15 protein-coding genes are annotated in these 21,199 nt (G+C 32.2%); 4 read left to right on the forward strand and 11 right to left on the reverse strand.

Annotation, left to right across the window (positions count from 1 at the left end; genetic code table 11):
* The first annotated feature begins 44 nt into the window (after window positions 1-44).
* The 3 genes from ACVCZW_RS18565 to ACVCZW_RS18575 all read left to right on the forward strand — a co-directional run bounded on the left by ACVCZW_RS18565 (window position 45) and on the right by ACVCZW_RS18575 (window position 5,143).
* Window positions 45-1,031, forward strand: a complete 987-nt coding sequence (locus tag ACVCZW_RS18565) for a phosphotransferase (protein ID WP_452233145.1) — start codon at window positions 45-47, stop codon at window positions 1,029-1,031.
* 234 nt (window positions 1,032-1,265) lie between these two features.
* The gene (locus ACVCZW_RS18570; RefSeq protein ID WP_452233146.1) at window positions 1,266-2,186 is read left to right on the forward strand and encodes a serine hydrolase; all 921 of its coding nucleotides are present in this window, start codon (window positions 1,266-1,268) and stop codon (window positions 2,184-2,186) included.
* 125 nt (window positions 2,187-2,311) lie between these two features.
* Window positions 2,312-5,143: an Npt1/Npt2 family nucleotide transporter gene (locus tag ACVCZW_RS18575; RefSeq protein ID WP_452233147.1), complete on the forward strand. Its 2,832-nt coding sequence runs from the start codon at window positions 2,312-2,314 to the stop codon at window positions 5,141-5,143.
* Here ACVCZW_RS18575 and ACVCZW_RS18580 read toward each other — a convergent pair.
* The 10 genes from ACVCZW_RS18580 to ACVCZW_RS18625 all read right to left on the reverse strand — a co-directional run bounded on the left by ACVCZW_RS18580 (window position 5,133) and on the right by ACVCZW_RS18625 (window position 16,845).
* A complete protein-coding gene (locus ACVCZW_RS18580) occupies window positions 5,133-6,392 on the reverse strand; it encodes a serine hydrolase (RefSeq protein ID WP_452233148.1) in 1,260 nt (419 codons plus the stop codon). The genes ACVCZW_RS18575 and ACVCZW_RS18580 overlap by 11 nt on opposite strands.
* A complete protein-coding gene (locus ACVCZW_RS18585; RefSeq protein WP_452233149.1) occupies window positions 6,393-9,299 on the reverse strand; it encodes a PEP/pyruvate-binding domain-containing protein in 2,907 nt (968 codons plus the stop codon). It lies immediately after the preceding gene.
* A gap of 218 nt (window positions 9,300-9,517) precedes the next feature.
* Window positions 9,518-9,895, reverse strand: coding sequence for a hypothetical protein (locus ACVCZW_RS18590; protein ID WP_452233150.1), 378 nt, complete (start codon window positions 9,893-9,895; stop codon window positions 9,518-9,520).
* A gap of 15 nt (window positions 9,896-9,910) precedes the next feature.
* Window positions 9,911-10,312 carry a GreA/GreB family elongation factor gene (locus ACVCZW_RS18595; RefSeq protein WP_452228303.1) on the reverse strand — a complete coding sequence of 134 codons (402 nt, stop codon included), beginning with the start codon at window positions 10,310-10,312 and terminating at the stop codon, window positions 9,911-9,913.
* Window positions 10,313-10,331: 19 nt separating this feature from the next.
* Complete coding sequence (locus ACVCZW_RS18600) at window positions 10,332-11,627, reverse strand: Glu/Leu/Phe/Val family dehydrogenase (protein WP_452228302.1); 1,296 nt, start codon at window positions 11,625-11,627, stop codon at window positions 10,332-10,334.
* 12 nt (window positions 11,628-11,639) lie between these two features.
* Window positions 11,640-11,825, reverse strand: coding sequence for a hypothetical protein (locus tag ACVCZW_RS18605; RefSeq protein WP_452233151.1), 186 nt, complete (start codon window positions 11,823-11,825; stop codon window positions 11,640-11,642).
* A 194-nt stretch (window positions 11,826-12,019) separates the two neighbouring features.
* Window positions 12,020-13,348, reverse strand: coding sequence for a sigma-54-dependent transcriptional regulator (locus ACVCZW_RS18610; protein ID WP_452233152.1), 1,329 nt, complete (start codon window positions 13,346-13,348; stop codon window positions 12,020-12,022).
* A 3-nt stretch (window positions 13,349-13,351) separates the two neighbouring features.
* The gene (locus ACVCZW_RS18615) at window positions 13,352-14,452 is read right to left on the reverse strand and encodes a sensor histidine kinase (RefSeq protein WP_452233153.1); all 1,101 of its coding nucleotides are present in this window, start codon (window positions 14,450-14,452) and stop codon (window positions 13,352-13,354) included.
* Window positions 14,453-14,531: 79 nt separating this feature from the next.
* Window positions 14,532-16,301: an ABC transporter ATP-binding protein gene (locus tag ACVCZW_RS18620; RefSeq protein ID WP_452228298.1), complete on the reverse strand. Its 1,770-nt coding sequence runs from the start codon at window positions 16,299-16,301 to the stop codon at window positions 14,532-14,534.
* A 97-nt stretch (window positions 16,302-16,398) separates the two neighbouring features.
* On the reverse strand, window positions 16,399-16,845 hold the full coding sequence (locus ACVCZW_RS18625) for a DUF1572 family protein (RefSeq protein WP_452228297.1): 447 nt from the start codon (window positions 16,843-16,845) through the stop codon (window positions 16,399-16,401).
* Window positions 16,846-16,907: 62 nt separating this feature from the next.
* On the opposite strand from ACVCZW_RS18625, the gene ACVCZW_RS18630 reads away from it, so the two are divergent.
* The gene (locus tag ACVCZW_RS18630) at window positions 16,908-18,128 is read left to right on the forward strand and encodes a multidrug effflux MFS transporter (RefSeq protein ID WP_452228296.1); all 1,221 of its coding nucleotides are present in this window, start codon (window positions 16,908-16,910) and stop codon (window positions 18,126-18,128) included.
* A gap of 508 nt (window positions 18,129-18,636) precedes the next feature.
* Here the strand turns inward: ACVCZW_RS18630 and ACVCZW_RS18635 are convergent.
* The gene (locus ACVCZW_RS18635; RefSeq protein ID WP_452228295.1) at window positions 18,637-21,186 is read right to left on the reverse strand and encodes a T9SS sorting signal type C domain-containing protein; all 2,550 of its coding nucleotides are present in this window, start codon (window positions 21,184-21,186) and stop codon (window positions 18,637-18,639) included.
* Window positions 21,187-21,199: the final 13 nt, after the last annotated feature.

Genomic DNA, 21,199 nt, shown 5'->3' on the forward strand with positions numbered 1-21,199 from the left:
TTCCTGCGCAGACAGAAAACACTAAATCTTAAACTTTTTTCCAAATGGACTACGCTCCTACTATTAGTAGCATAATCTCGCCAGCATATCTTTCGGCGTTTGTAAAAACACACTATAATCTCAAAGCTACCACAACATGTAGCGTTTTAAAAATTGGGGTTAATCATACCTATTTAGTTTCAGAAGGAACTAAAAAATATGTTTTACGTGTCTATTTCTTAAATTGGAGAACTAAAAATGAAATAAAAGCAGAATTACAATTATTAGACTATTTAAAGTCGAATAGTCTTTCTGTTTCCTATCCTATAAAAGATAAAAACGATAACTATATTCAAAGTATAGCTGCTTCGGAAGGGGAACGTTATTCGGTTCTATTTTCGTATGCCGAAGGTGAAACAGTTCGAAATCCTTCCAAAGAAATTTGCTTTAATCTTGGGGAAACGATGGCAAAATTCCATCAGTTAACGAGTAACAAATCCATTAACCGAATAGATTACAACGCCAATACACTTGTACATGAAGCCTATGAAGCTGCAACCAATTTCTTCAAAAAAGATTCTGAAGAAATGCAATATTACAAACGTGCAAATACTATAATTACTTCGGAATTTGAAAATGCCGATACACAAAATATTAGAACTGGAACGGTGCATTTAGATTTTTGGTATGAAAATATGAAGATTAAAAATGGCTCTGAAATCACTTTATTCGATTTTGATAATTGTGGTAATGGTTGGCAGTTTTTAGATATTTCCTATAGTTTAATGATCCTTTTTAGAAATGAACCTGATAAAGATTCATTTAAAGAAAAACGCATCCGTTTTTATGAAGGGTACGAATCTATTGTTTCTATTTCTAAAGAAGAAAAACGATTGATTCCCTATGGTAGCTTGGCTATTTGGTTGCATTATAATGGTATTCATATAAAACGTTTCAACGATTTTTCTAATCCATTTTTAAGTGAAGATTTTCTAAAATATTGGATACATACCGTAAAACAATGGATGGCATTTAATGACTTAGAAATTTAAAAATATCTAACGCTAACGATGCTATAATTTCAAAATGGACAGACCAAAAGTTTGGCGGTAGACGACTTCTTTATTCTTCCTTTTAAAATTTTAACATATTCTAGAGATCCTAATTACGAAGAGATATCGTATTTGCTGTATAATATTATTTCACACCTACTATAAAATTTAACACTTTAGTAGTGAGCGAATTAAATATCTTTGACTATATTCTTAAAACGTATAAAATATAAAATGAAAACAAAATTGTTTATTGTGTTATTTCTAGGTCTTCACCTATTCATTAATGGACAAAACGGATTACCTATTCAAGTAGATAATTCTAAAATAGTTCCGTTAACCTCTCTTAAAAATGCTTCTTTACAGGACAATTTAGAAATGCAGTTAAATGCAAATCCCAGTTGGAAGAAATTAATTGCGCAAAATAAAATGTCTGTTGGTATTGTAGATTTAAGTAATCCCGATCACGTGCGATATGCAAGTGTAAATGGAGAATACATGATGTACGCAGCAAGTTTACCTAAAATTGCTGTTTTATTATCTGCAATGGACGCTATTGATAAAGGCGAACTAAAAGAAACTGCTGAAGTGAAGAGTGATATGCGTTTAATGATTAGCAAATCGAATAATGCAGCATCTACAAGAATGATAGATCGATTAGGTTATGAGAAAATAGAATCGGTAATGACAGATCCTAAATACATGTTTTACGACGAAGATTGTGGTGGTGGTTTATGGGTTGGAAAACGTTATGGCGGCGGTGGAGACACCAATAGAGAACCTTTAAAAAACTTAAGCCACGCTGCAACTGTAGATCAAGTTTGTCGTTATTATTATTTATTAGCGCATGGAAAACTTGTAAATAACAAACGTTCTAAGCAAATGCTTGCCATTATGGGCAATCCAGATTTACATCATAAGTTTGTGAACTCTATTGAAAAAATTGCTCCACAAGCACAATTATTTAGAAAATCGGGTTCTTGGCAAACCTATCATTCAGATTCTATTTTAGTTTGGGGAAATGATCCAAACAGACGCTATATTCTAGTAGCGTTGATAGATGATGCAGATGGAGAACAAATAATAAGAAGCTTAGTAAACCCAATCGAAAAAGCGTTAAAGAAACACGAAAGAACAAAGCTCGCTTCCAACTAAAAGTTATTTATTACTTATATATTTATAGTTAATATATATTCCATTATTTTCCTTTAAGGACGAATAACTAGAATATATATTAACTATTTTTGATTGGTATAAATTTCATATAATAAAACACCTTGATGTCCATAATTAATATTCTGAAGCGATATATTTTAAAGGTTTTTGATTTAAAAGAAGAAGAGTTAAACAAAACACTTCTTCTTCAGTTTAATATTTTCATATTAATTACTACATTATTAATTATTAAGCCGACTATTAATTCGCTTTTTTTATCCGAATTAACATCAGACGCATTGCCTTTAGCCTATGTATTTACTGCTATTCTTGCTATTATAGGATCTTATTTTTATGACAAAGCGTTAGGTAAATATCCCTTAAACATTATAATAGACAGAACACTAATTGGTTCTGTAATTTCATTAATTGTATTTGGTATTGGTTTAAATCTCAACCTAATTACTGGTTATTTTTTATACATTCCATACGTTTGGGTAGCTATTTTTGGTTTACTAACCGCTTCCCAATTCTGGATTTTAGCCAACCTCGTTTATAATGTTAGAGAAGCAAAACGCGTGTTTGGTTTTATTGGTGCTGGCGCAATAGCTGGTGGTATTTTTGGAGGTTACTTAACTTCGCTACTTACCAATTTTATAAATACCGAAGATTTACTTTTTGTTGCTGCCCTGCTCCTAATAACATGTATTGTAATCACTAGATTTATTTGGAAAACAGAAGTTATTAAATTGAATCCTTTTCAAGTATCTTTTAGAAGTAGCCCAAAAGGAGATTCGCCTTTCAAATTAATAAAACAATCGAAGCTATTAAGTTTAATAGCATTGGTGATTGGTATTAGCGTTTTAGTTGCAAAATTAGTAGATTATCAATATAGTGATTATGCCTTTAGACTTATAGATAACCAAGAGGATCTTACCTCCTTTTTTGGATTTTGGTTTTCTACTTTAAGCGTCATTTCACTAGTTATTCAATTATTTTTAACCAAACGTATTGTAGGAACTTTTGGTGTTGGAAAATCCCTATTATGGTTACCTACAGGAATTTTAGTTGGTTCGATCTTATTACTTTTAATTCCGCAATTATGGATTATTGTATTTATTAAAATTGTAGATGGTAGTTTAAAACAATCGGTAAACAAAGCATCTACGGAGTTATTATCGATTCCAATCCCAATAGATATTAAAAAGAAAACCAAAACCTTTACAGATGTTGTTGTAGATAGTATTGCGACAGGAATTGCCGGGTTTATTTTAATTTTCTTTATCAACGGATTAGATATTTCTTCCACCTATATAAGTGTTATTATAATTATTTTAATAGTGGTTTGGCTGACGCTTATTTATTTTTTAAGGAAAGAATATATCATCGCATTTAAAGATTTATTAGAAATATCTACCACTAAAAAAGACAAGCATTTAAAGGAAGAAATTAAGGTAACATCCATTATAGAGTCGGTAAAAAGAGTATTCAATACCGGTACCGAAAATCAAATTATTAATATGCTTACCAAAACATTGGAAGTTAAAGACGAACGTTTCTTTAACGGCATTAAAAACCTATTAAACCATCCTTCACCTAGAGTAAAAGCTTTAGCAATTGAGAATTTGTACTTTCTAAAAACCGAAAATTTATCGGCACAAATGGAAAGCATGATTCAAGATAAAGATCAAAATGTGACCACTTCTGCTTTTCGATATTTATTAAAAAACTACAAGCAAAATACCATCGTTTTATTTGAAAAATACAGCAATAGCGATGACAACACCATAAGTAATGCTGCATTATTAGGTTTATCCTTAGAATTAAGGAACAATCCATCGCTTCAAAATAAATTCAATTTAGAGCAAAAAATAGAAACTGCATTAATTAAATATTTAGAATTACCAAACGAAGAATTTAAAAGTAATACTATAAAAGCGATATTAGAAAGTATCGGAAATGCAAAAATAAGCACTTATTACAACGTTATTAAAACCCAATTACTTTCCAAAGATATAGAAGTGGTAAAAACGGCAATAACTAGTGCTTCAAAAACCTTAGATCCTGAATTTATAGATTTAATCATTTCGCATTTATCGGTAAAAGAAACTAGACCAATAGCTGTAGATGCTTTACACATTTATGGCGAACCAATTATGGATCTATTATACCATAAAATAATCAAAGAAACGATAGACTTTGAAGATGCCGCTTATGTTATTTTGGCTATTGAAAAATTCAAATCACAAAAGGCAATTCAGACTTTAATCCTCTTAACTAATGACACAGAACATACGGTAAAAGTAGAAGCTATTGAAGCCTTAAAACGTTTAAAATGGAAATACCCAAACTTAAAAATCAAGGACCGTTTTATTGTTGATAAAATTTTAGACGAATGTCAATTATATCAAAATACATTAGCGGTAATACACACACAAATTGTACTTCAGTATAAAAAGAAATCGGTAGCCATAGAGTCTAAAGAGGAAAACGAAGCTAGAAATGGATTAATTCATGTTTTAGAACAACGATTAGATAGACAACTGCAACGTATTTTTAGGTTTTTAGGAATAAAATATCCACCTAACGATGTAGATCCTATTTTAAAAACTATTATAAATGGGAAGGAAGAACAGCGTATTCATGCCATTGAATTTTTAGATAATATCTTAAATAGTCAACTTAAAAAGGAATTAATTCCTTTAGCGGAATCGATTTTACTAGACGCCAATTCCGAAGAAAAAATTAAGAAGCTTAATCTTAAGGTTTTAAGTGAATTAGAATGTTATCATGAATTATTAAAAAGGAAAGATGTGAAATTAAAATTTGCAGTATTATATCTCATTGAAAAATCGAATACTGCAAATTATAAATCCCTTTTAGAAATGGTTTTAATCAATGAAACCAATAAAAAAATTAGAGCAAAAACGGAATCGCTTTTACAAACTATTTCCTAATTAGCTTATCTATATTAGCTGCTAAATTCATGTGATCTGTAGCAGAGTTTTTCCGTAAAACGTTCGTCATTAAAACTACCATATACGTTGTGTTATCTGGATGTTCTACAATGGCAACCGAGTTCATAAAATTCTGAATGTTTCCCATATACTTTCCGCATTCTTGTCCGTTACTTCTATCACATTTATACAAACTGCCAGATTTAAAATACACAGCAGCTTCTTTTAAAGCTGGTGCTTGTGCATACCGAATTCGTCTATCGGTCATGTACATTAATCGTTTCATTTCTAGACTAGATTGTGCATCTACCACGTTCCCTTGTTCTAATTGCACTAAAAACTTCATAACCCCGAGTGGCGTACCAATACTTCCGCCTTTATCTCCAACATAGGTATTTGCTCCTCGTGTAAAAAAGCTTCCTAAGCGCCATTCGTCTGCAGTGATTCCTAAATCACGTAATGGTAAATTAACCACGTCATTTCCTAGGTCTGTAAGCACCTTTTTTTCTGTAGTTTTAAAATACGTTAAAGCTTCCGTTTCGGTTAATTCTGGATATTTTTCACCAAAAGCTTGCATTAATAATACTTCTCGCCAAACAATACTTGCAGCACCATTATTACTAACTGAAAGCATGTGATCTGCCCATTCAAATAACGAAAATTCATCACTAGCAATCACTTGGCGTTTTACTAATTTCTTAGTTTCTATATTATAAATAGGAATGGTATGTTCATCAGTTAAACCCCAAACTCCAGCTTTCACCACTTTGGTTTTTAAGAGTGCAATACGTTTATCAAAATCGTCCGGATAAATTTTTGCTAGCTGATCAAATAAACCTACTAAAACCGCTAATTTCCCTACACTTCCCGGTTGATAACCAGAAGTTTCATTTCTATGTGCGTATTTAATTTCGTTTAAGTTCGTGATGTCTAAAACCGTTAACGAATAACTTTTATCTAAACCTCGAAACAAATCGCTGATCTCTTTTTGAAAAGCAGGATTTTCCTTAAAAAAACAATGTAAACTGTCTGCTGCTTTCTCTTTTAAATTTAGTTTAATATCTAAATACGATTTAAAAGCACCTTCTGGCAGAGTTTGTTTTTCAACAATTTCACCGCTTTTAATAAGGGCTAACCGCTTTAAACGTTTTATTCCTGTGTATTCATATCCATCAATAGGATATACCATTATGGTAGTAAATGCAGAAAAAACAAATACCGCTGCGATTAATAAAATTACTTTTTTCATTTATATTTTATTGGAAAGCGAAATCGCTTTGTTAGTATCAATGGTTGGTGTGATGGATTCTAAATACGAAGAACTTAGTGCTTTCTTATTTTCTACAAAAGGTCTAATTTGAAATAACCATAATTTATTTTCTTTAAAACCTAGCTCTACATCATAAGCTCCTTCATAATCTGAATTGGTTTCTTTTGGCATGGTTTCTCTTATTGTTTTTGCCAATTGCTTAATATCTGCAATATTTTGTGCATTTAAAATAGGTTGCGCAAAGGTTGCTGTCTTTTTAAGCGTTCCTCCAGTTATTGGTAAACTATTATAAAAAGGCTCTCTAGAAGGTGCTAATAATTGAGAACCTCCTGCATCTTTTAGCAAATAGGTTTCTGCCGATTGCCCATCTACTGCGCCACCCGCACCTCTACTAAAAGCAACGGTTAAATCATTATCGTTTCCTGAAGTCAATCCTTTTGTAATTAAAACTCCTGAATAATCTACATCTACACTAGGAATAACTAAAATAGAAGGAAATACATTCTCAGGATTTAATAAATATTTTTGTCGCCATTTAAAACTACGCTCCGTATATGGCGAAGCCCAGACATCTTTAATGCCTTCTAATATTTTGTTTTTATCCACGACATTAAATAAGGTAAGATTTAAACCTGCTCCTGTAAATTCTTTTAAATCTTCCATGTTGGTATCGCTTCTTAAAAACACAGGAATTTCTCCTAAGCCTTTTCCTAGAACGGATTTAAAATCATTTTCCATTTGTGAAATAAAATCTGCTTTTAAAGGCATTTGTTTAATCGCTGCACGTAAAATTTCTAACTGGCGTAATTGATAATGTTCAATTTCTTCTTCTACAATACCTTTATTTTCCATTGCTATTGCTTCTTGAAACATAGCACTTAAAAACTCCCAATATGATTGATTTTGTTCTGGCATTTCTTGATCCATGTGATCTCTAAAAATTCCGAAAGGAATCACTAAACCTTCTACTACTTGCTCTGGGAACATTTTTTTAAGTTGTCCTAAATTAGCTGCTTTTGGACCGCAAATCTTTCCAGAATCACTAGCATCCACATTTCGCATATTTAAAACTTTCGTTTCATTTAAAACAATACTTTCTACCGGAACCTCAATTTTTCCTTCTTTACGTTCTTTTTTCGCGAACAATGCTACCTCTTCCGCAGACATATCTTTCTCTGCTTTTATAATCACATTTCCTTTATTCGAAACTGCATAAAATACTTTTTGTCCGCTAAATTGTTTTAAATCATCCAAGTTCTCATCGGATAATGCCGCATTCGGAATTCCTAAATTACGCGCTAACAACTGCACATGAGAGACCATATTCCCTTCGGAAACGGTTGCAATTCCCGCAATAGGTTTTAAATCTGCTGGCGGACGTTGAAACACATATATTTTATTAGAAGACACTTCAATAGCATCTGGAGATCCAGCAACAACCACTAATTCACCAAAAGCATAACCCGGATTTAAACCACGAATAGTACTTTGGTTTGGAATGTTTAAAGCCTTATTCGTTAAAGAAGATTCTTGAGCAATAAAATCACCTAACTCTCCTACTGCTTTTCCTAAATGTAACGCAATAGAACCTCTAATTTTATCATCTATAAAACCATAAGCTAAAGGCTCAAAGCTTGTGTATGCATCTACTTCATTTTGGTAATTGGCTTTCACCATTCCAGAACTCCATTCTACCAGACTTCTTCCGCTTTGTAAGATGGTTGTTAACTCTCCTAATGTAGATTCATTATTTAAATTAGCTGCTTTGGTTAGACTTAAAGATTCCCATTCGTGTTGTTCAATATAGCCAGCTGCCGCTGTTGCCATTCCTAGATAACATACTTTTTCTACTAATTGTTCTACGGTTTCTGGTTTCCAAAGTGGTGCTTTTTTAAAAATAACTTCTTCTAATTTAATAGAAACATCTAGCATTTGTAAACGTGCCAAAGGTCTTTTTTCTACTAAAAGATTGGTTCTTAAATTTACTAGTAATTCTGCTGTATCCTGAATTAAATCTGCCGCATTTGTGTTTACATTATTCGCTAAAGCATAATCTTTAAAGGCTTCTCCAAAAGCTGTTGTTTTTAATAAAGTAGCCTTCTGTTGTAACGAAACTAAATCAATAGGTTTAAAAAACATAGTCATAGTGGCTACTAATTCGTCTAAAACTTTAGTTTGGCTAGAAGACATTTTTGAAACGTGCTTTATTTTAAAAGTTTTCACTTTTTCAATATCTACAAATTCTGGTTGCGCATGTATTTTAACACGTAAATCCATAAAAGAAGGATATAAATCAGAAAGCACTTTAGACTGACTACGCATGAGTTGCGCTACATTATCGTCGCCACTATGCGGAATATCTTTTAACGACTGTCTTATTAAATAATAATTATCTACTAACAATGCATCTTGTGCTAGTAACCACTTGTAAAAATCGATTCCCCAAGCTTCTTCATCTTCCGATTGGATTGCACCGCGATAAAATTGGCTTTTTCTATTCACCCAACCATCATCTACAGCTCTTAAATACTTATCAATTTGATATTGTTTTAATCTAGAGTTATTATGATCGACATCCCAAAATGCTTCGTTTTTAGTGTAGGTTAAAATTTGTCCTAAAAAAACATGGTTACTTTTCGCTAATTTTTCAACTTCATCTTTATATCTAGCATGCTGATTTCCTGGCCCGATATTATCTGGACAAGGATCTTTTGGTTGTCTTATACTGCCATCTGTACAAAACCAACGAATGTCTTTATAAGGACCACGCAGATCGTTTTTATATTGTGTGATTTGCTCTTTAATCTTTTCGGAATCGAGCTTTTGCGCCATTAAAGAAGACGAACATAAAAAAATACTAAAGCAAAATAGAAGTCTATTTTTCATTTTAATTAAAAGGGTTGATATAGATTATAATATAGTACTAATATATATAATAAACAATACGAAAATACATGGCTAATATTAAAAACGAAAAACTTTTATAGGACTACAATTTTAGTCACAAAAAGTATTTTTAAAGTAAGAATATTCATAAAATTAAAAAGCCAAAACATAGACTGTTTTGGCTTTTTTCATATAAAAATCAAGTAGTTATAATACACTTAGGAAAGCATTTTAGAATAAAACTGATCTTTATGTGATCTATAATTACGGACAGCTTTTATATATTTCTCTCTAAAATCCTCATGCTTATTAATATAAAATAAATCGCATTCAAAATCATCACATTCTTTATAATGTACCATGGTATTTTTATAACTAAGCAATTCATTTAAAACAGATTGGTTTTGAATTATTAACTCTAAAAACTGATCTCTAAAATCTCTGTTTTTAATAACATTGGAAGCTATTTTTGCTAACCTATCACTTTCATTAAGAATATAATTAATATGAGACATCCATAAGCTTAACTCTTCAGCACTTCTTTTCTGAATAATTTGCTCATCGGTATCATGGTTAAAAAATGTATTTAATTCCATAACTTTTATTTTTTATTACTTTACTTTTTCTGTTTGTTTTACATCTTTAATTTCTAAAGATTTTACACCACCAGGAAACTCCCAATCTATAATATCCCCTTTTGCATAACCAATAATAGCTAAGCCCATTGGTGTTAAAATAGAAACCTTTTTATTTGAAAAATTACTTTCTGCTACTGCTACCAGTTGAAAATCATTTTGCCAACCATCTTTGGTTGCTACAACGACATTAGAATTAAACCGAATAATATCATCTGGCAATTCTTTTTCATCTAATATTATAGCACTTTTTAACTCCTCTTTCAATCTTAAAATGGATGTCTTTCTTGTGGATTCTTTATAACTTTCAGATAAATTAAGTAATTGTTTTAATGTAACATATTCCTTTTTCTCTAATACTATACTGCCATACTTCATGTTCTAAATTTTTAAATTATCAAGGAAAAATCCCTCTTTGTACATAGGCTTTTTCAATACGTTCTATTGCAATAAAATATGCTGCCGAACGCATATCAATATCTTTAGCTTCTGCCGTTTTTAAAACCCTATTAAAAACTTCTTTTATCTTTTTATCTAATTTGACAAGAATTTCTTCCAGTTCCCAAAGCTCTCCGTTACGGTTTTGTAACCATTCAAAATAACTACCAATTACACCTCCAGAATTGCATAAAATATCCGGAATTACAGTGATCCCTTTTTCTAATAAAATCTTCTCCGCCTCTACAGTTGTAGGTCCGTTTGCACCTTCCGCTATTAAAAAAGCTTTAATATCATTGGCATTGTCTTTCGTAATTTGATTCCCTAAAGCAGCAGGAATACAGATATCACAGTGTAATGCAAAGAAATCTTCTTTTAAAACAGCTGTAGAACCAGGGAATCCTTGTACACTTCCTTGATTGTTTTTAATGTATTCAAATAAATGCTCCACAGATAATCCTTCGGTATTAGTAATAGAACCAAAAGCATCCTGAACACCTACCATTTTCGCACCTTCTAATTCTAAAAAGTGTGCGGTCCAATAGCCAACGTTTCCAAAACCTTGTACAATAAATGTTTTTCCTTTTAAATCTACATTCTTGTTTTCTGCCCAATATTTAATGGTTAAAAACACACCAAATCCTGTTGCTCTATCTCTACCTTCTAATCCTCCAGAACCTACAGGTTTTCCTGTTACTACGTGTTGATTTTTAGAACGTTCTGATGGTGCTTTTGTAGACATATAGGTATCTGCAATCCACGCCATAGTTTGCGCATTTGTATTTACATCTGGAGCTGGAATATCGTGTTCTGGCCCAATGTTTTCTCCTAAAGCATAAGTAAAACGTCTTGTAATACGTTCTAATTCTGAATTCGAATATTTTTTAGGATCCATTTGAATTCCTCCTTTTGCACCACCATAAGGCAAACCTGCCAGTGATGTTTTCCAGGTCATCCACATCGCTAATGCTTTTACAGAATCGATATCGATTGTAGGATGGTAACGCAATCCACCTTTATAAGGTCCTAATGCATTGTTGTGTTGCACTCTGTACCCTTTAAAAATCTCCACTTCTCCATTATCCATACGCACTGGAAAGTGAATAATTAGTTCGTTATTGGTTACTTCCAATATTTTTCTAATGTTTGGATTTAGTTCAACCATATCTGCTGCTGCGTCAAATTGTTGCATCACATTTGCCAGCATGCCTTGTTTTGGTTGTTTTTTCTTTTTTAATTCTTTTGTTAAAGTCATTTTTTGTTTTGTTTAGATAAGTTCCATTGCACGTTCGGTAGTTTGGTACTCGAAGGCATTTTTTGTAGTTAATTCTTCATGGTCAAAATTGTTTATAGCAGCTACTTCATGTTCACTACAAGACCATATAAAATTTTTATTGGAGGTTAAACTACAGTCGTTGTTAAACTTGCAATTACTGCATAAGCTATTTTCCATAATACTTTTATTTTATTAGTTTTATTATTACAAACCTAAAGGCAACTGCTGTGCCATACTAAAAGTAATTTTATGAAAAATATTCTAAACAACTACAAAACAGCATGTTACATGCAATACTAAAGCGTTTTGCGAATTATTGAAGTGTGTAGAAACTCCCCAACTGCGTAAATAATACGCACTATTAAAAGGAATTATTTTATTTTTTCGCCTAAGGTTTTGCGATCTATTTGTAGAATTTTAGCTGCCTTTGTTTTGTTGTTATTTGTAGCTTCTAAAACTTTAAGAATATAATTTCTTTCCACTGTTTTTAAGGGTAAGAGTTCTTGGTTTTCTTCCGGAAATTGGATGGTGTATTTTAAATGTTCTGGTAAGTCTTGAATAGCAACCTGCTTGTCGCACATAATTACAGCGCGTTGGATTACATTTTCTAATTCCCTGATATTTCCTGGCCAATTATAGCGTTCTAAAGCGGTAAGTGCTTCCGGAGAAATAGAAATTAATTTATCCTTAAATTCCACACCATATTTAAACAAAAACTTTTTCACTAAAAGCGGAATATCATCTTTACGATCTCGTAATGGCGGAACTTCTAATTCCACAACGGTTAAACGGTAATAGAGATCTTCGCGAAAGCGCCCTGTTTTTATTAAGTCTTTTAAATTCACATTGGTTGCAGCAATAACGCGAATATCTACAGGTTCTACTTTTTGCGATCCCACGCGAACCACTTCTTTTTCTTGTAAAACACGTAACAAACGCAACTGTGTTGCTAAAGATGCATTACCAATTTCGTCTAAAAAAATAGTGCCTTTATTAGCGGCTTGAAAAAATCCATTTCTATCGTTTTCTGCTCCTGTAAATGCGCCTTTTGTATAGCCAAACAATTCTGCTTCTAAAAGATTTTCTGGGATTGCACCACAATTTACAGCAACAAAAGGTGCTGTAGCAAATTTCCCTAGGTAATGAATGGAACGTGCTACTAATTCTTTTCCGGTACCACTTTCACCAGATATAAAAACAGTTGCTTTATTATTTTTTACCCGATCGATAACATCGGTTACTTTTTTTAATGCTTCCGATTGCCCAATAAGTTCGCCATAGGCATTTTTCTCTTCCGATTTATGAGATGCAAATGGTGCTTTTTTCGGTGTATCTTTTAATGCTTTTGTAACTGCAGTTTTTAATTCTTCTTTAGTGAATGGTTTGGTTACATATTCCATAGCGCCAGATTTTAGAGCATCTAAAGCACCATCGATAGAAGGATAACCAGTAACCACTAATTTAGGGATATTCGGAAAATGTTCGGAAACATATTTTACTAATTCTAAACCATCCACACCAGGCATTTTTAAATCGGTAATTAATAAATCTATCGACTTATCTTGTAAAATAGCGATCGCTTCTTTTACTGAAATTGCTTTATACGTATGGTAATTTAATGTTTGTAAATGGCGTTGTATGAGTTCTAAAATATGAACATCATCATCGACAATTAATATATTTTCACGATTGAATTCCATGCTTTAATTTTTAGGAAGGTGTATAGTAAAAATAGTTCCTTTAGGAACATTCGGTTTGTGTTTTATACTTCCTTTATGACTTTTAACAATGCCATGCACAACGCTCAATCCTAAGCCAGAACCTTCACCAACGGGTTTGGTGGTGTAAAACGGATTGAAAATACTATCGCTACTACCTGCATCAATTCCTTTTCCTTGGTCGCTAATTACTATTTCAATATCCTTTTCATTTTGGGTTACATGCACTTTTATAATGCCGTTTTCTGGCGAAAAATAAATAGCATTAATTACTAAATTAAAAATAACTTGTGTTAATTGAATCGCATCCACTCGAAGTGTAATACTATCTTCTAAAATATGTAACTGACAATCAATATTCTTTTTAATGAAATTGGGTTTTAAAAGACTTATTGCATCTTTAATAATAGGGACAATGTTTGTTAGTTGCATTTGCTGTGGCATATCGCAAGAAAAAAACATGAGCTTTTTAACGACTTCTCTAGAATAAATGGCACTGTTAGTGATTTTTTCTAAATCGTTAGAAGCATCGGTATTATTGACAAATTGCTCTTTTAATAATTCGGAATAGCCTAAAATATTTGCCAAAGGCGTATTGAGTTCATGCGCAATTCCAGCTGTGATTTCTCCTAAAATAGATAACCGATCCGTACGTTCTATTTGTCGTCTAGTGATCGCTTCGTTTTCTATAATTTGTTTGCGTTCTAGTAAATTACCAATCTCTAAAGCTACTTTTTGCAAAAGCTGTTTTTCTTCGTTTAAAAAACTATTCGACGTATATTTAGCTTCCGAATAGCCAATTTTTATAGAACCTATTGGCGTGTTAAATGTTTTTATAGCAGAAAGAATAAACACCTTTTCTAAAGGCTCTTTTCCTGTTTTAAATAAATCATCATGAACCAAGATTTCAACGGAAGCATCTTCAGGAAAACGAATGGCATCTTTTAAACTAATTGCTATCGCTTGTATGGTAGGATTAATATTTTCAATATTACAATTAGCGATATACGAACTTATTGCATACAAACAGCTAAGCTCTTTAATACGCTCTTTTAATTTATCTTCTGCTGTAATTAATGGTGCCATTTTAATGATTTACCAAACAAAAATACACATTTAAATTATCTCCATTTATAGTAACCTTCTTATTCTAAGCGTAAAATAATTAAATTTTAGCCTGATAAGTATACAAATCAAAATATCGACCTTTAGATGCTATTAAATCCTCATGATTACCTCGCTCTGCAATTTTTCCGTTTTCGATGACTAGAATTTGATCTGCTTTACGAATCGTACTTAATCGGTGTGCAATCACGATGGTCGTTCTATTTTTGGTTAATTGCGATAAAGATTTCTGAATTAATGCTTCACTTTCGGTATCTAAATTAGAAGTCGCTTCGTCTAAAATAATAACTTTCGGATCTGCCAAAATAGCTCTTGCAATCGCGATACGTTGTCTTTGTCCGCCAGAAAGCTTCACACCTCTTTCGCCTATTAAAGTTTCTAGGCCATCATCAAAACGATCTGTAAATTCATTTACATAGGCTGCTTTTACCGCTGCTTGCAATTGTTCTTCGGAAGCATTTGGTCTTGGAAACATAATATTTTCACGAATGGTACCTTCAAACAAAAATTCATCTTGCAATACCACACCTAAATGTTTTCGGAAGCTATTTAATTTCACTTTAGAAAGATCTTTTCCATCAATTGTAATGGTACCAGATTCCGGATTTAAAAAAGTAGCCGATAATCCTGCGATGGTAGATTTTCCAGAACCAGAACTTCCTACCAAAGCAATTACAGAACCTGAAGGCGCTTTAAAATCGATATTATGAAGGACAGGTTTTCCTTCTTCGTATGCAAAAGAAACATCTTTAAACTCTATTTCCCCTTTAAAATCTTGAAGCTCTTCGGTACGATTTTCGTCATCGTCTTCGGCAGCCATATTCATCAATTCTTCCGTTCTATCTAAACCTGCAAGAGCTTCGGTTAACTGACTACCAATATTACTCATTTGAATAATTGGCGCAATCATAAATCCTAATACTAAGGTGAAAAACAGAAAATCTCCTGTGGTCATTTCGCCAATAATCATATAATAACCACCAATTCCCATGATTCCAGTAGTTGCAACTCCTATTAAAAAAGTAGAAGAACTGGTCATTAAAGCAGTAGCTGTTAAACTCTTTTTTACATTTTGGTATAATCTATCCACGCCTTTTTCGAAAGCTACATTTTCTTGTTCTTCGGCATTAAAGGCTTTTATTACGCGAACTCCAGCTAAAGTTTCGGTTAAACGACCAGTAACCTCCGCATTTATCTGACCTCTAGTTCTAAAAATAGGACGGATATATTTGAATGCTTTTAATGCGATTATTCCGAAAATAGATAATGGAATAAATACAAAAAGTGTCATCCAAGCATTCAGTTTAATCAAGATAAATAAAGATACTACTGCTGTAAATGTTCCTCCAACTAATTGTACTAAACCGGTACCTATAAGATTTCTAACGCCTTCTACATCTGTCATAATTCGAGAAACTAATGCTCCCGATTTTGTGTTATCGAAAAAACTAATAGGAAGCGAAAGCACCTTTTTTTGAACTTGAGCTCGTAATTCTGAAATTAAATATTGCGCTTGAACACTTAATATTTTTGTTAGTAAATAAGAAGTAACCGCTTGCACTGATATTGCAATAATTACAATGGCAATAAGGGTCCATAATTTACTGGTATCTCCACTGGGCACTACGTCATCGAGTAATACTTTACTTTGCCAAGGCAATATTAAACCGGAAAGACTTTTAATGATGATTAGAATTAAACCAATAAATACCAATTTACGTCTAGGCCAAATAATGGTTTTAAACGCTTGTTTTAAAGTTACTTTTGGTTTGGTTTTATCTTTAGAATCTGAAGTTTTTAAATGTTGCATATTTATATAAATGTTAAGCAAAGATACGTTTGAAAAAGCAATAGACTTACACTAAAAAATTAATGTTTTGTTAAGAAGAATGACCGACCGGTTTTTGTTAGTTATCTAATAAACGTCGGTGGTAATTTATTTGTCCTAAATGATAGGAAAGATGCATGGTTAGATGGACTAAAAAGTATTCGGTAGTCATGGTATCTTCAAAAACACGACGCTTATATTCTTTTTGCAAGTCGGCTTCCGTTACCATTTTAAGTGTATTTTCAACTACTATAATCGTATCTTTAACTTGCTTAATTAATTCTATTTTAGGTACATTTTTAAGTGAGAATTCTAAATCTCTTTGTCGTATGTAACCTGTGTTTCCTATAGAATCACCAATAAAAGCATTTAAATTACCTACCAAATGCAAACATAAATTTCCTGCAGAGTTATTCACCGCTTCGTTGGTTATCCACAAATTAGTTTCCTTGGTATACGTTTCAATTTCTGTTATTAAAGCATTCAAGTCTCTTGTAAAGAGTTTTACCAAAGTATGTATTAGCATAATTAAGATTTAATTAAGATTTCAAGCCCAAAAATAGTTAATAATTGACTTACTTTTGCAAGATGCAAGAAAACCAACCTGTAAAGCTTGAATTTATAGCCTTAATGGCCTCCTTAATGTCTATTGTAGCACTTGCCATTGATGCTATTTTACCAGCGATGACTGCTATTGGGGTTTCTATTAATAGTCTAGACACCAATAACAATCAGTTATTAATTACCATGATTTTTTTAGGTTTAGGATTTGGGCAATTATTGTTCGGACCTTTATCGGACAGCTTTGGAAGAAAACCTATAGTATATATTGGTTTTGCTGTTTTTACGGTCGCGAGTGTAATATGTGTTTTATCTCCATCTTTAGAATGGATGATCTTTGGTAGAATTTTACAAGGTATTGGTTTAGCAGCTCCAAGAACCATTGCTATTGCTGTCATTAGAGATATGTACAAAGGAGATTATATGGCAAAAATCATGTCTTTTGTGACCACTTTTTTCATTTTAGTGCCAGTTATTGCTCCAGTAATGGGAAAATTTATTTTAAACCATTATGAATGGCAAGGTATTTTTTATGTACAATTAGTAATGGCATTTTTAGTCAGTATTTGGTTTTGGAAAAGACAACCGGAAACGCTGAAACCAGAATATAAAATAAAGTTTAGTAAACACGTATTTATTGATGGTGTAAAGGAATTAATAAAACATCCAGAAACTATAGCATTCACCATTATTTCTGGTTTTATTTCTGGAGCATTTATAGTGTATTTAAGTGCTTCACAAATTATTTTTGAGAATCAATATGGGTTAATAGAAGAGTTTCCATATATTTTTGCTGGATTAGCCGCTGGTGTTGGATTGTCTACCTTTTTAAATGGTAGTTTTGTAATGCGTTTAGGTATGTGGCGTTTATCGTATATAGCAATTATAGTATTTAGTATAAATGCGTTGTTATACGTGCTTCTTTTTTGGAGTGCAGCAACAAACCCGTCCTTAGCGATCATACTATTATTTATGGCTATTCAGTTTTTTACTATTGGTTTTATTTTCGGGAATTTAAGAGCCATTGCGATGGAGCCTATTGGTCATATTGCTGGAATTGGAGCCGCTTTAACGGGCTTTATCTCTACCATAATGGCGGTACCAATTGCTAATTATATTGGTAGTTTTGTAAAAGACACTGCTTTACCTCTATTTATTGGCTTTACTATATTTGGCTTTTTATCGCTTCTAATTTTTATTTATATCAAGAAAAAAGTAGCGAAATTAAAACCAAGTTTATCTGTATAAAAATCAAAAAAAAGAGCCTTTTTAGGGCTCTTTTCAAATTACAATAATTAACATTAATTAATTATTCCCTCACTTAATAACTATCTTCTGTGTAGCCACATGATTAACATCTACACTATTTTTTCTAAGATTTAAGTTTGCGTTTTATACTAAACACCAACTACATTATAAATTATATTCGTGTACCATGCACTGTATTGGTAATGTAATGTTTCGTTTACTATTTGTAATTAGTTTCGGATATTTTGAAATGCTATTCTATTTGCTTCCTACTTCATATGGCCTATTCTTCTAATTTTATTTTTATATTATTTCCTGTTTAGAATAATAATCTCATCAAATATATGGAGCCGTCTACTACTAAATAAAAAAAGGACTACTCACTAATTACTCAATAGAGTAAATTATTGATTGTGTTCTAATTATAAATATGTTATTCTTTTTTAATATTAAAAAAAAAGAGTTTCTAAAATAGAAACCCCCTTTCCCGCTATTAAACAATTATTAATTAAAACATTATTTTTTTACAAATTATAGAATTATTTGATAAAGTAACATTTACAAATAAAGCTTGTTGCTTTCTTTTAATAGATGCAATGGTAAACTCTTTTGCTCCAATATTCACTTGGTCAAATACTCGTCTACCTAAGGCATCAAAAACAGTAATACTATTAATAGTATGTGTTGTAGATTTCACTTTTAATTGTTCGTTTTCGTTTTCAAAAACCTTAATTTCAAATGCAACTTCATTTTGATTTACATCTAATGTAGCATCATTTAAATTGCTTATCCACGCACCTCTTCCGTAGGTTCCAGCAACAATTTTTGCTGTAGCATAATGAATCTCTAAATCCTTTATACTTGTATTAGGTAGACCAATATTAAATAATTCAAAAGCAGATAAGGTATTATTGAAATAATATACACCAATATCTCCTCCAACATAAATAGCGTCTGAAGTCGTATTATTAGTATATACTATAGTATTCATAGGTATATTAGGTAATCCTGCTGAAATACTTGTCCAATTAGATCCTCCATCAAGAGATTGATACACTTTAGTTCCAGCTTCGTAACCAGAATAGGTTACCCAAACTTTATCTGGATTTGTATTAGATACGGTAACACTAGAAAAAGCTGCAGTTGTAGGTAGCGTTCCGGTAACATTAGTAAAACTAACACCATAATCAGTAGACTTAGAAATAGCATCTGCTTGTACTGTATATATTACAGCAGTATTACTAGGTGCAACTACAAAATCGGTAATACTTCCTGTACCTAAAGAGGTCGCTAACGGATACCAATTATCTCCTTGATTAGTGGAAATATATAATGTAGGAGTACCTCCAGAATATATGGTATAATTATCTACAGGATCCATTTTAAAAGGACTATAAAAATCTATTCCTGTTGGAAGACCTGTTACAATAGGATTCATATTTGTTCCACCATCATAAGTACGTGCATATTTACCTTCTACATATTGTGTATAAATGGTATTATTATCTGTATAATCGATAAAACATTCTCCGCCATCTCCACCATTGATAGCATACCAACTAGAATTTGTTTTTAAAATAGAACCATTGTCTTGTTCTCCTGCCACCATAGTTGTTGCCGTTAAAGGAGATAATCCTAATTTCACCATTTGTCCTATTCCCATATTACCACTAATATCATACCAATCATTTCCATTATCTGTAGATTTAAAAAGACCACCATCATTACAAGAAAACATGGTTGTAGCACTTCCTGGTAAATAGTATAATTCATGTACATCTGCATGTATTTCGCCAGAATCCCAAACCGTAGTATTTACCCAATTTACACCACCATCTGTAGATTGCCAATGGTTCACGCCACCTGTAGTTACAATATTTGGATTTGTTGGAGAAACAACAATCGATAAATCGTAGAATGCTTGTCCGCCAGCATCGGAACCATCCGCTTCATAACCTAATAAGTTTGGTGAAGTAGATTGTGTTGTAAAAGTAGTACCGCTATCTGTTGATAGATACATACCATTATAATTATTACCCGCGGAATTAGCATATAATGCATACACATAGGAATCATTACCTGGAGTTACTCCTAATGCAATACGAACAATTCCTGAAGTTGGTAATCCAGAAGTAACTTCCGTCCAATTAACTCCAAAATCTGTAGACTTATAAAAGTTAGTACCTGATGCATATACTGTAGATGAACTTCCTGGTTTTAACTCCATATCTTGAAGATTAGGATCTCCAGCAGGGAATGTACCATAGAAATATGTTGCCCAACCATCATTAGTATTAAAAGTACCAACATTAGTAGAAGCAATCATCTTTAAAGGATTATTTGGATCCATTACTAATTTAGAGATAAGATATCCATTCGAAGGAGCTACTGCAAATGAAGTAGTATTCCAAGTTGCTCCGCCATCTGTAGATTTTAAAACACCAATAGTTTTTCTATTTCCTTCTAAATCACCCGTTGCTAGATACATAATATCGGTATCTGTAGGATCTATGACTAAATCAGAACACCCAATAGCTGCTAAAAAATCGGTATTGGTTGTATATGAAGCACCACCATTTGTAGATTTCCATAAACCTCCATCAGGAGTACCAACGTACATAATATTGTTATCACTTGGATCAAATCTTACAAAATTTGTTCTTCCTGCACCTGTTGTTGTGTAAGGGCTTGGTCCACCTGCAGCACCAATTGGTCCAATCTCTGTCCAATTTGATAAAGAACTTCTGTATGTAATTTCTTCCTTGCTATTTCCTTTTTCTTTTAACCAAGAGATATAATTGTTGTAGTTATTAGAAGGTAAGTTGATGTCTCCAGAAGGATAAACTCTTGGTGCCATATAATCTTCCCATCTTTTAAAAGGCTTATATCCTTGTCCGCGCTCTGGCGTTTTGCCTTTCCAATAGGCATTAAAATCTGCTTGGATTTCATAAAAACTAGCATCGTTATTGCCATAAATAGATCTCCAATTTGCATCCTCTGTATTTTGGCTAAATGCAGCAATTGAAAACAACATTAATAGGTAGGTAATTTTTTTCATTTTATCCATTTTA

It is taken from the genome of Lacinutrix sp. MEBiC02595 (assembly GCF_053601555.1).

What these genes read in the sequence shown, in the direction of transcription:
- ACVCZW_RS18620 (WP_452228298.1), bottom strand. Translation starts at nt 16,301, where the DNA reads ATGCAACATTTAAAAACTTCAGATTCTAAAGATAAAACCAAACCAAAA.
- ACVCZW_RS18595 (WP_452228303.1), bottom strand. Translation starts at nt 10,312, where the DNA reads ATGAAGTATGGCAGTATAGTATTAGAGAAAAAGGAATATGTTACATTA.
- ACVCZW_RS18615 (WP_452233153.1), bottom strand. Translation starts at nt 14,452, where the DNA reads ATGGCACCATTAATTACAGCAGAAGATAAATTAAAAGAGCGTATTAAA.
- ACVCZW_RS18580 (WP_452233148.1), bottom strand. Translation starts at nt 6,392, where the DNA reads ATGAAAAAAGTAATTTTATTAATCGCAGCGGTATTTGTTTTTTCTGCA.
- ACVCZW_RS18605 (WP_452233151.1), bottom strand. Translation starts at nt 11,825, where the DNA reads ATGGAAAATAGCTTATGCAGTAATTGCAAGTTTAACAACGACTGTAGT.
- ACVCZW_RS18590 (WP_452233150.1), bottom strand. Translation starts at nt 9,895, where the DNA reads ATGGAATTAAATACATTTTTTAACCATGATACCGATGAGCAAATTATT.
- ACVCZW_RS18570 (WP_452233146.1), top strand. Translation starts at nt 1,266, where the DNA reads ATGAAAACAAAATTGTTTATTGTGTTATTTCTAGGTCTTCACCTATTC.
- ACVCZW_RS18575 (WP_452233147.1), top strand. Translation starts at nt 2,312, where the DNA reads ATGTCCATAATTAATATTCTGAAGCGATATATTTTAAAGGTTTTTGAT.
- ACVCZW_RS18610 (WP_452233152.1), bottom strand. Translation starts at nt 13,348, where the DNA reads ATGGAATTCAATCGTGAAAATATATTAATTGTCGATGATGATGTTCAT.
- ACVCZW_RS18565 (WP_452233145.1), top strand. Translation starts at nt 45, where the DNA reads ATGGACTACGCTCCTACTATTAGTAGCATAATCTCGCCAGCATATCTT.
- ACVCZW_RS18635 (WP_452228295.1), bottom strand. Translation starts at nt 21,186, where the DNA reads ATGAAAAAAATTACCTACCTATTAATGTTGTTTTCAATTGCTGCATTT.
- ACVCZW_RS18625 (WP_452228297.1), bottom strand. Translation starts at nt 16,845, where the DNA reads ATGCTAATACATACTTTGGTAAAACTCTTTACAAGAGACTTGAATGCT.
- ACVCZW_RS18630 (WP_452228296.1), top strand. Translation starts at nt 16,908, where the DNA reads ATGCAAGAAAACCAACCTGTAAAGCTTGAATTTATAGCCTTAATGGCC.
- ACVCZW_RS18585 (WP_452233149.1), bottom strand. Translation starts at nt 9,299, where the DNA reads ATGAAAAATAGACTTCTATTTTGCTTTAGTATTTTTTTATGTTCGTCT.
- ACVCZW_RS18600 (WP_452228302.1), bottom strand. Translation starts at nt 11,627, where the DNA reads ATGACTTTAACAAAAGAATTAAAAAAGAAAAAACAACCAAAACAAGGC.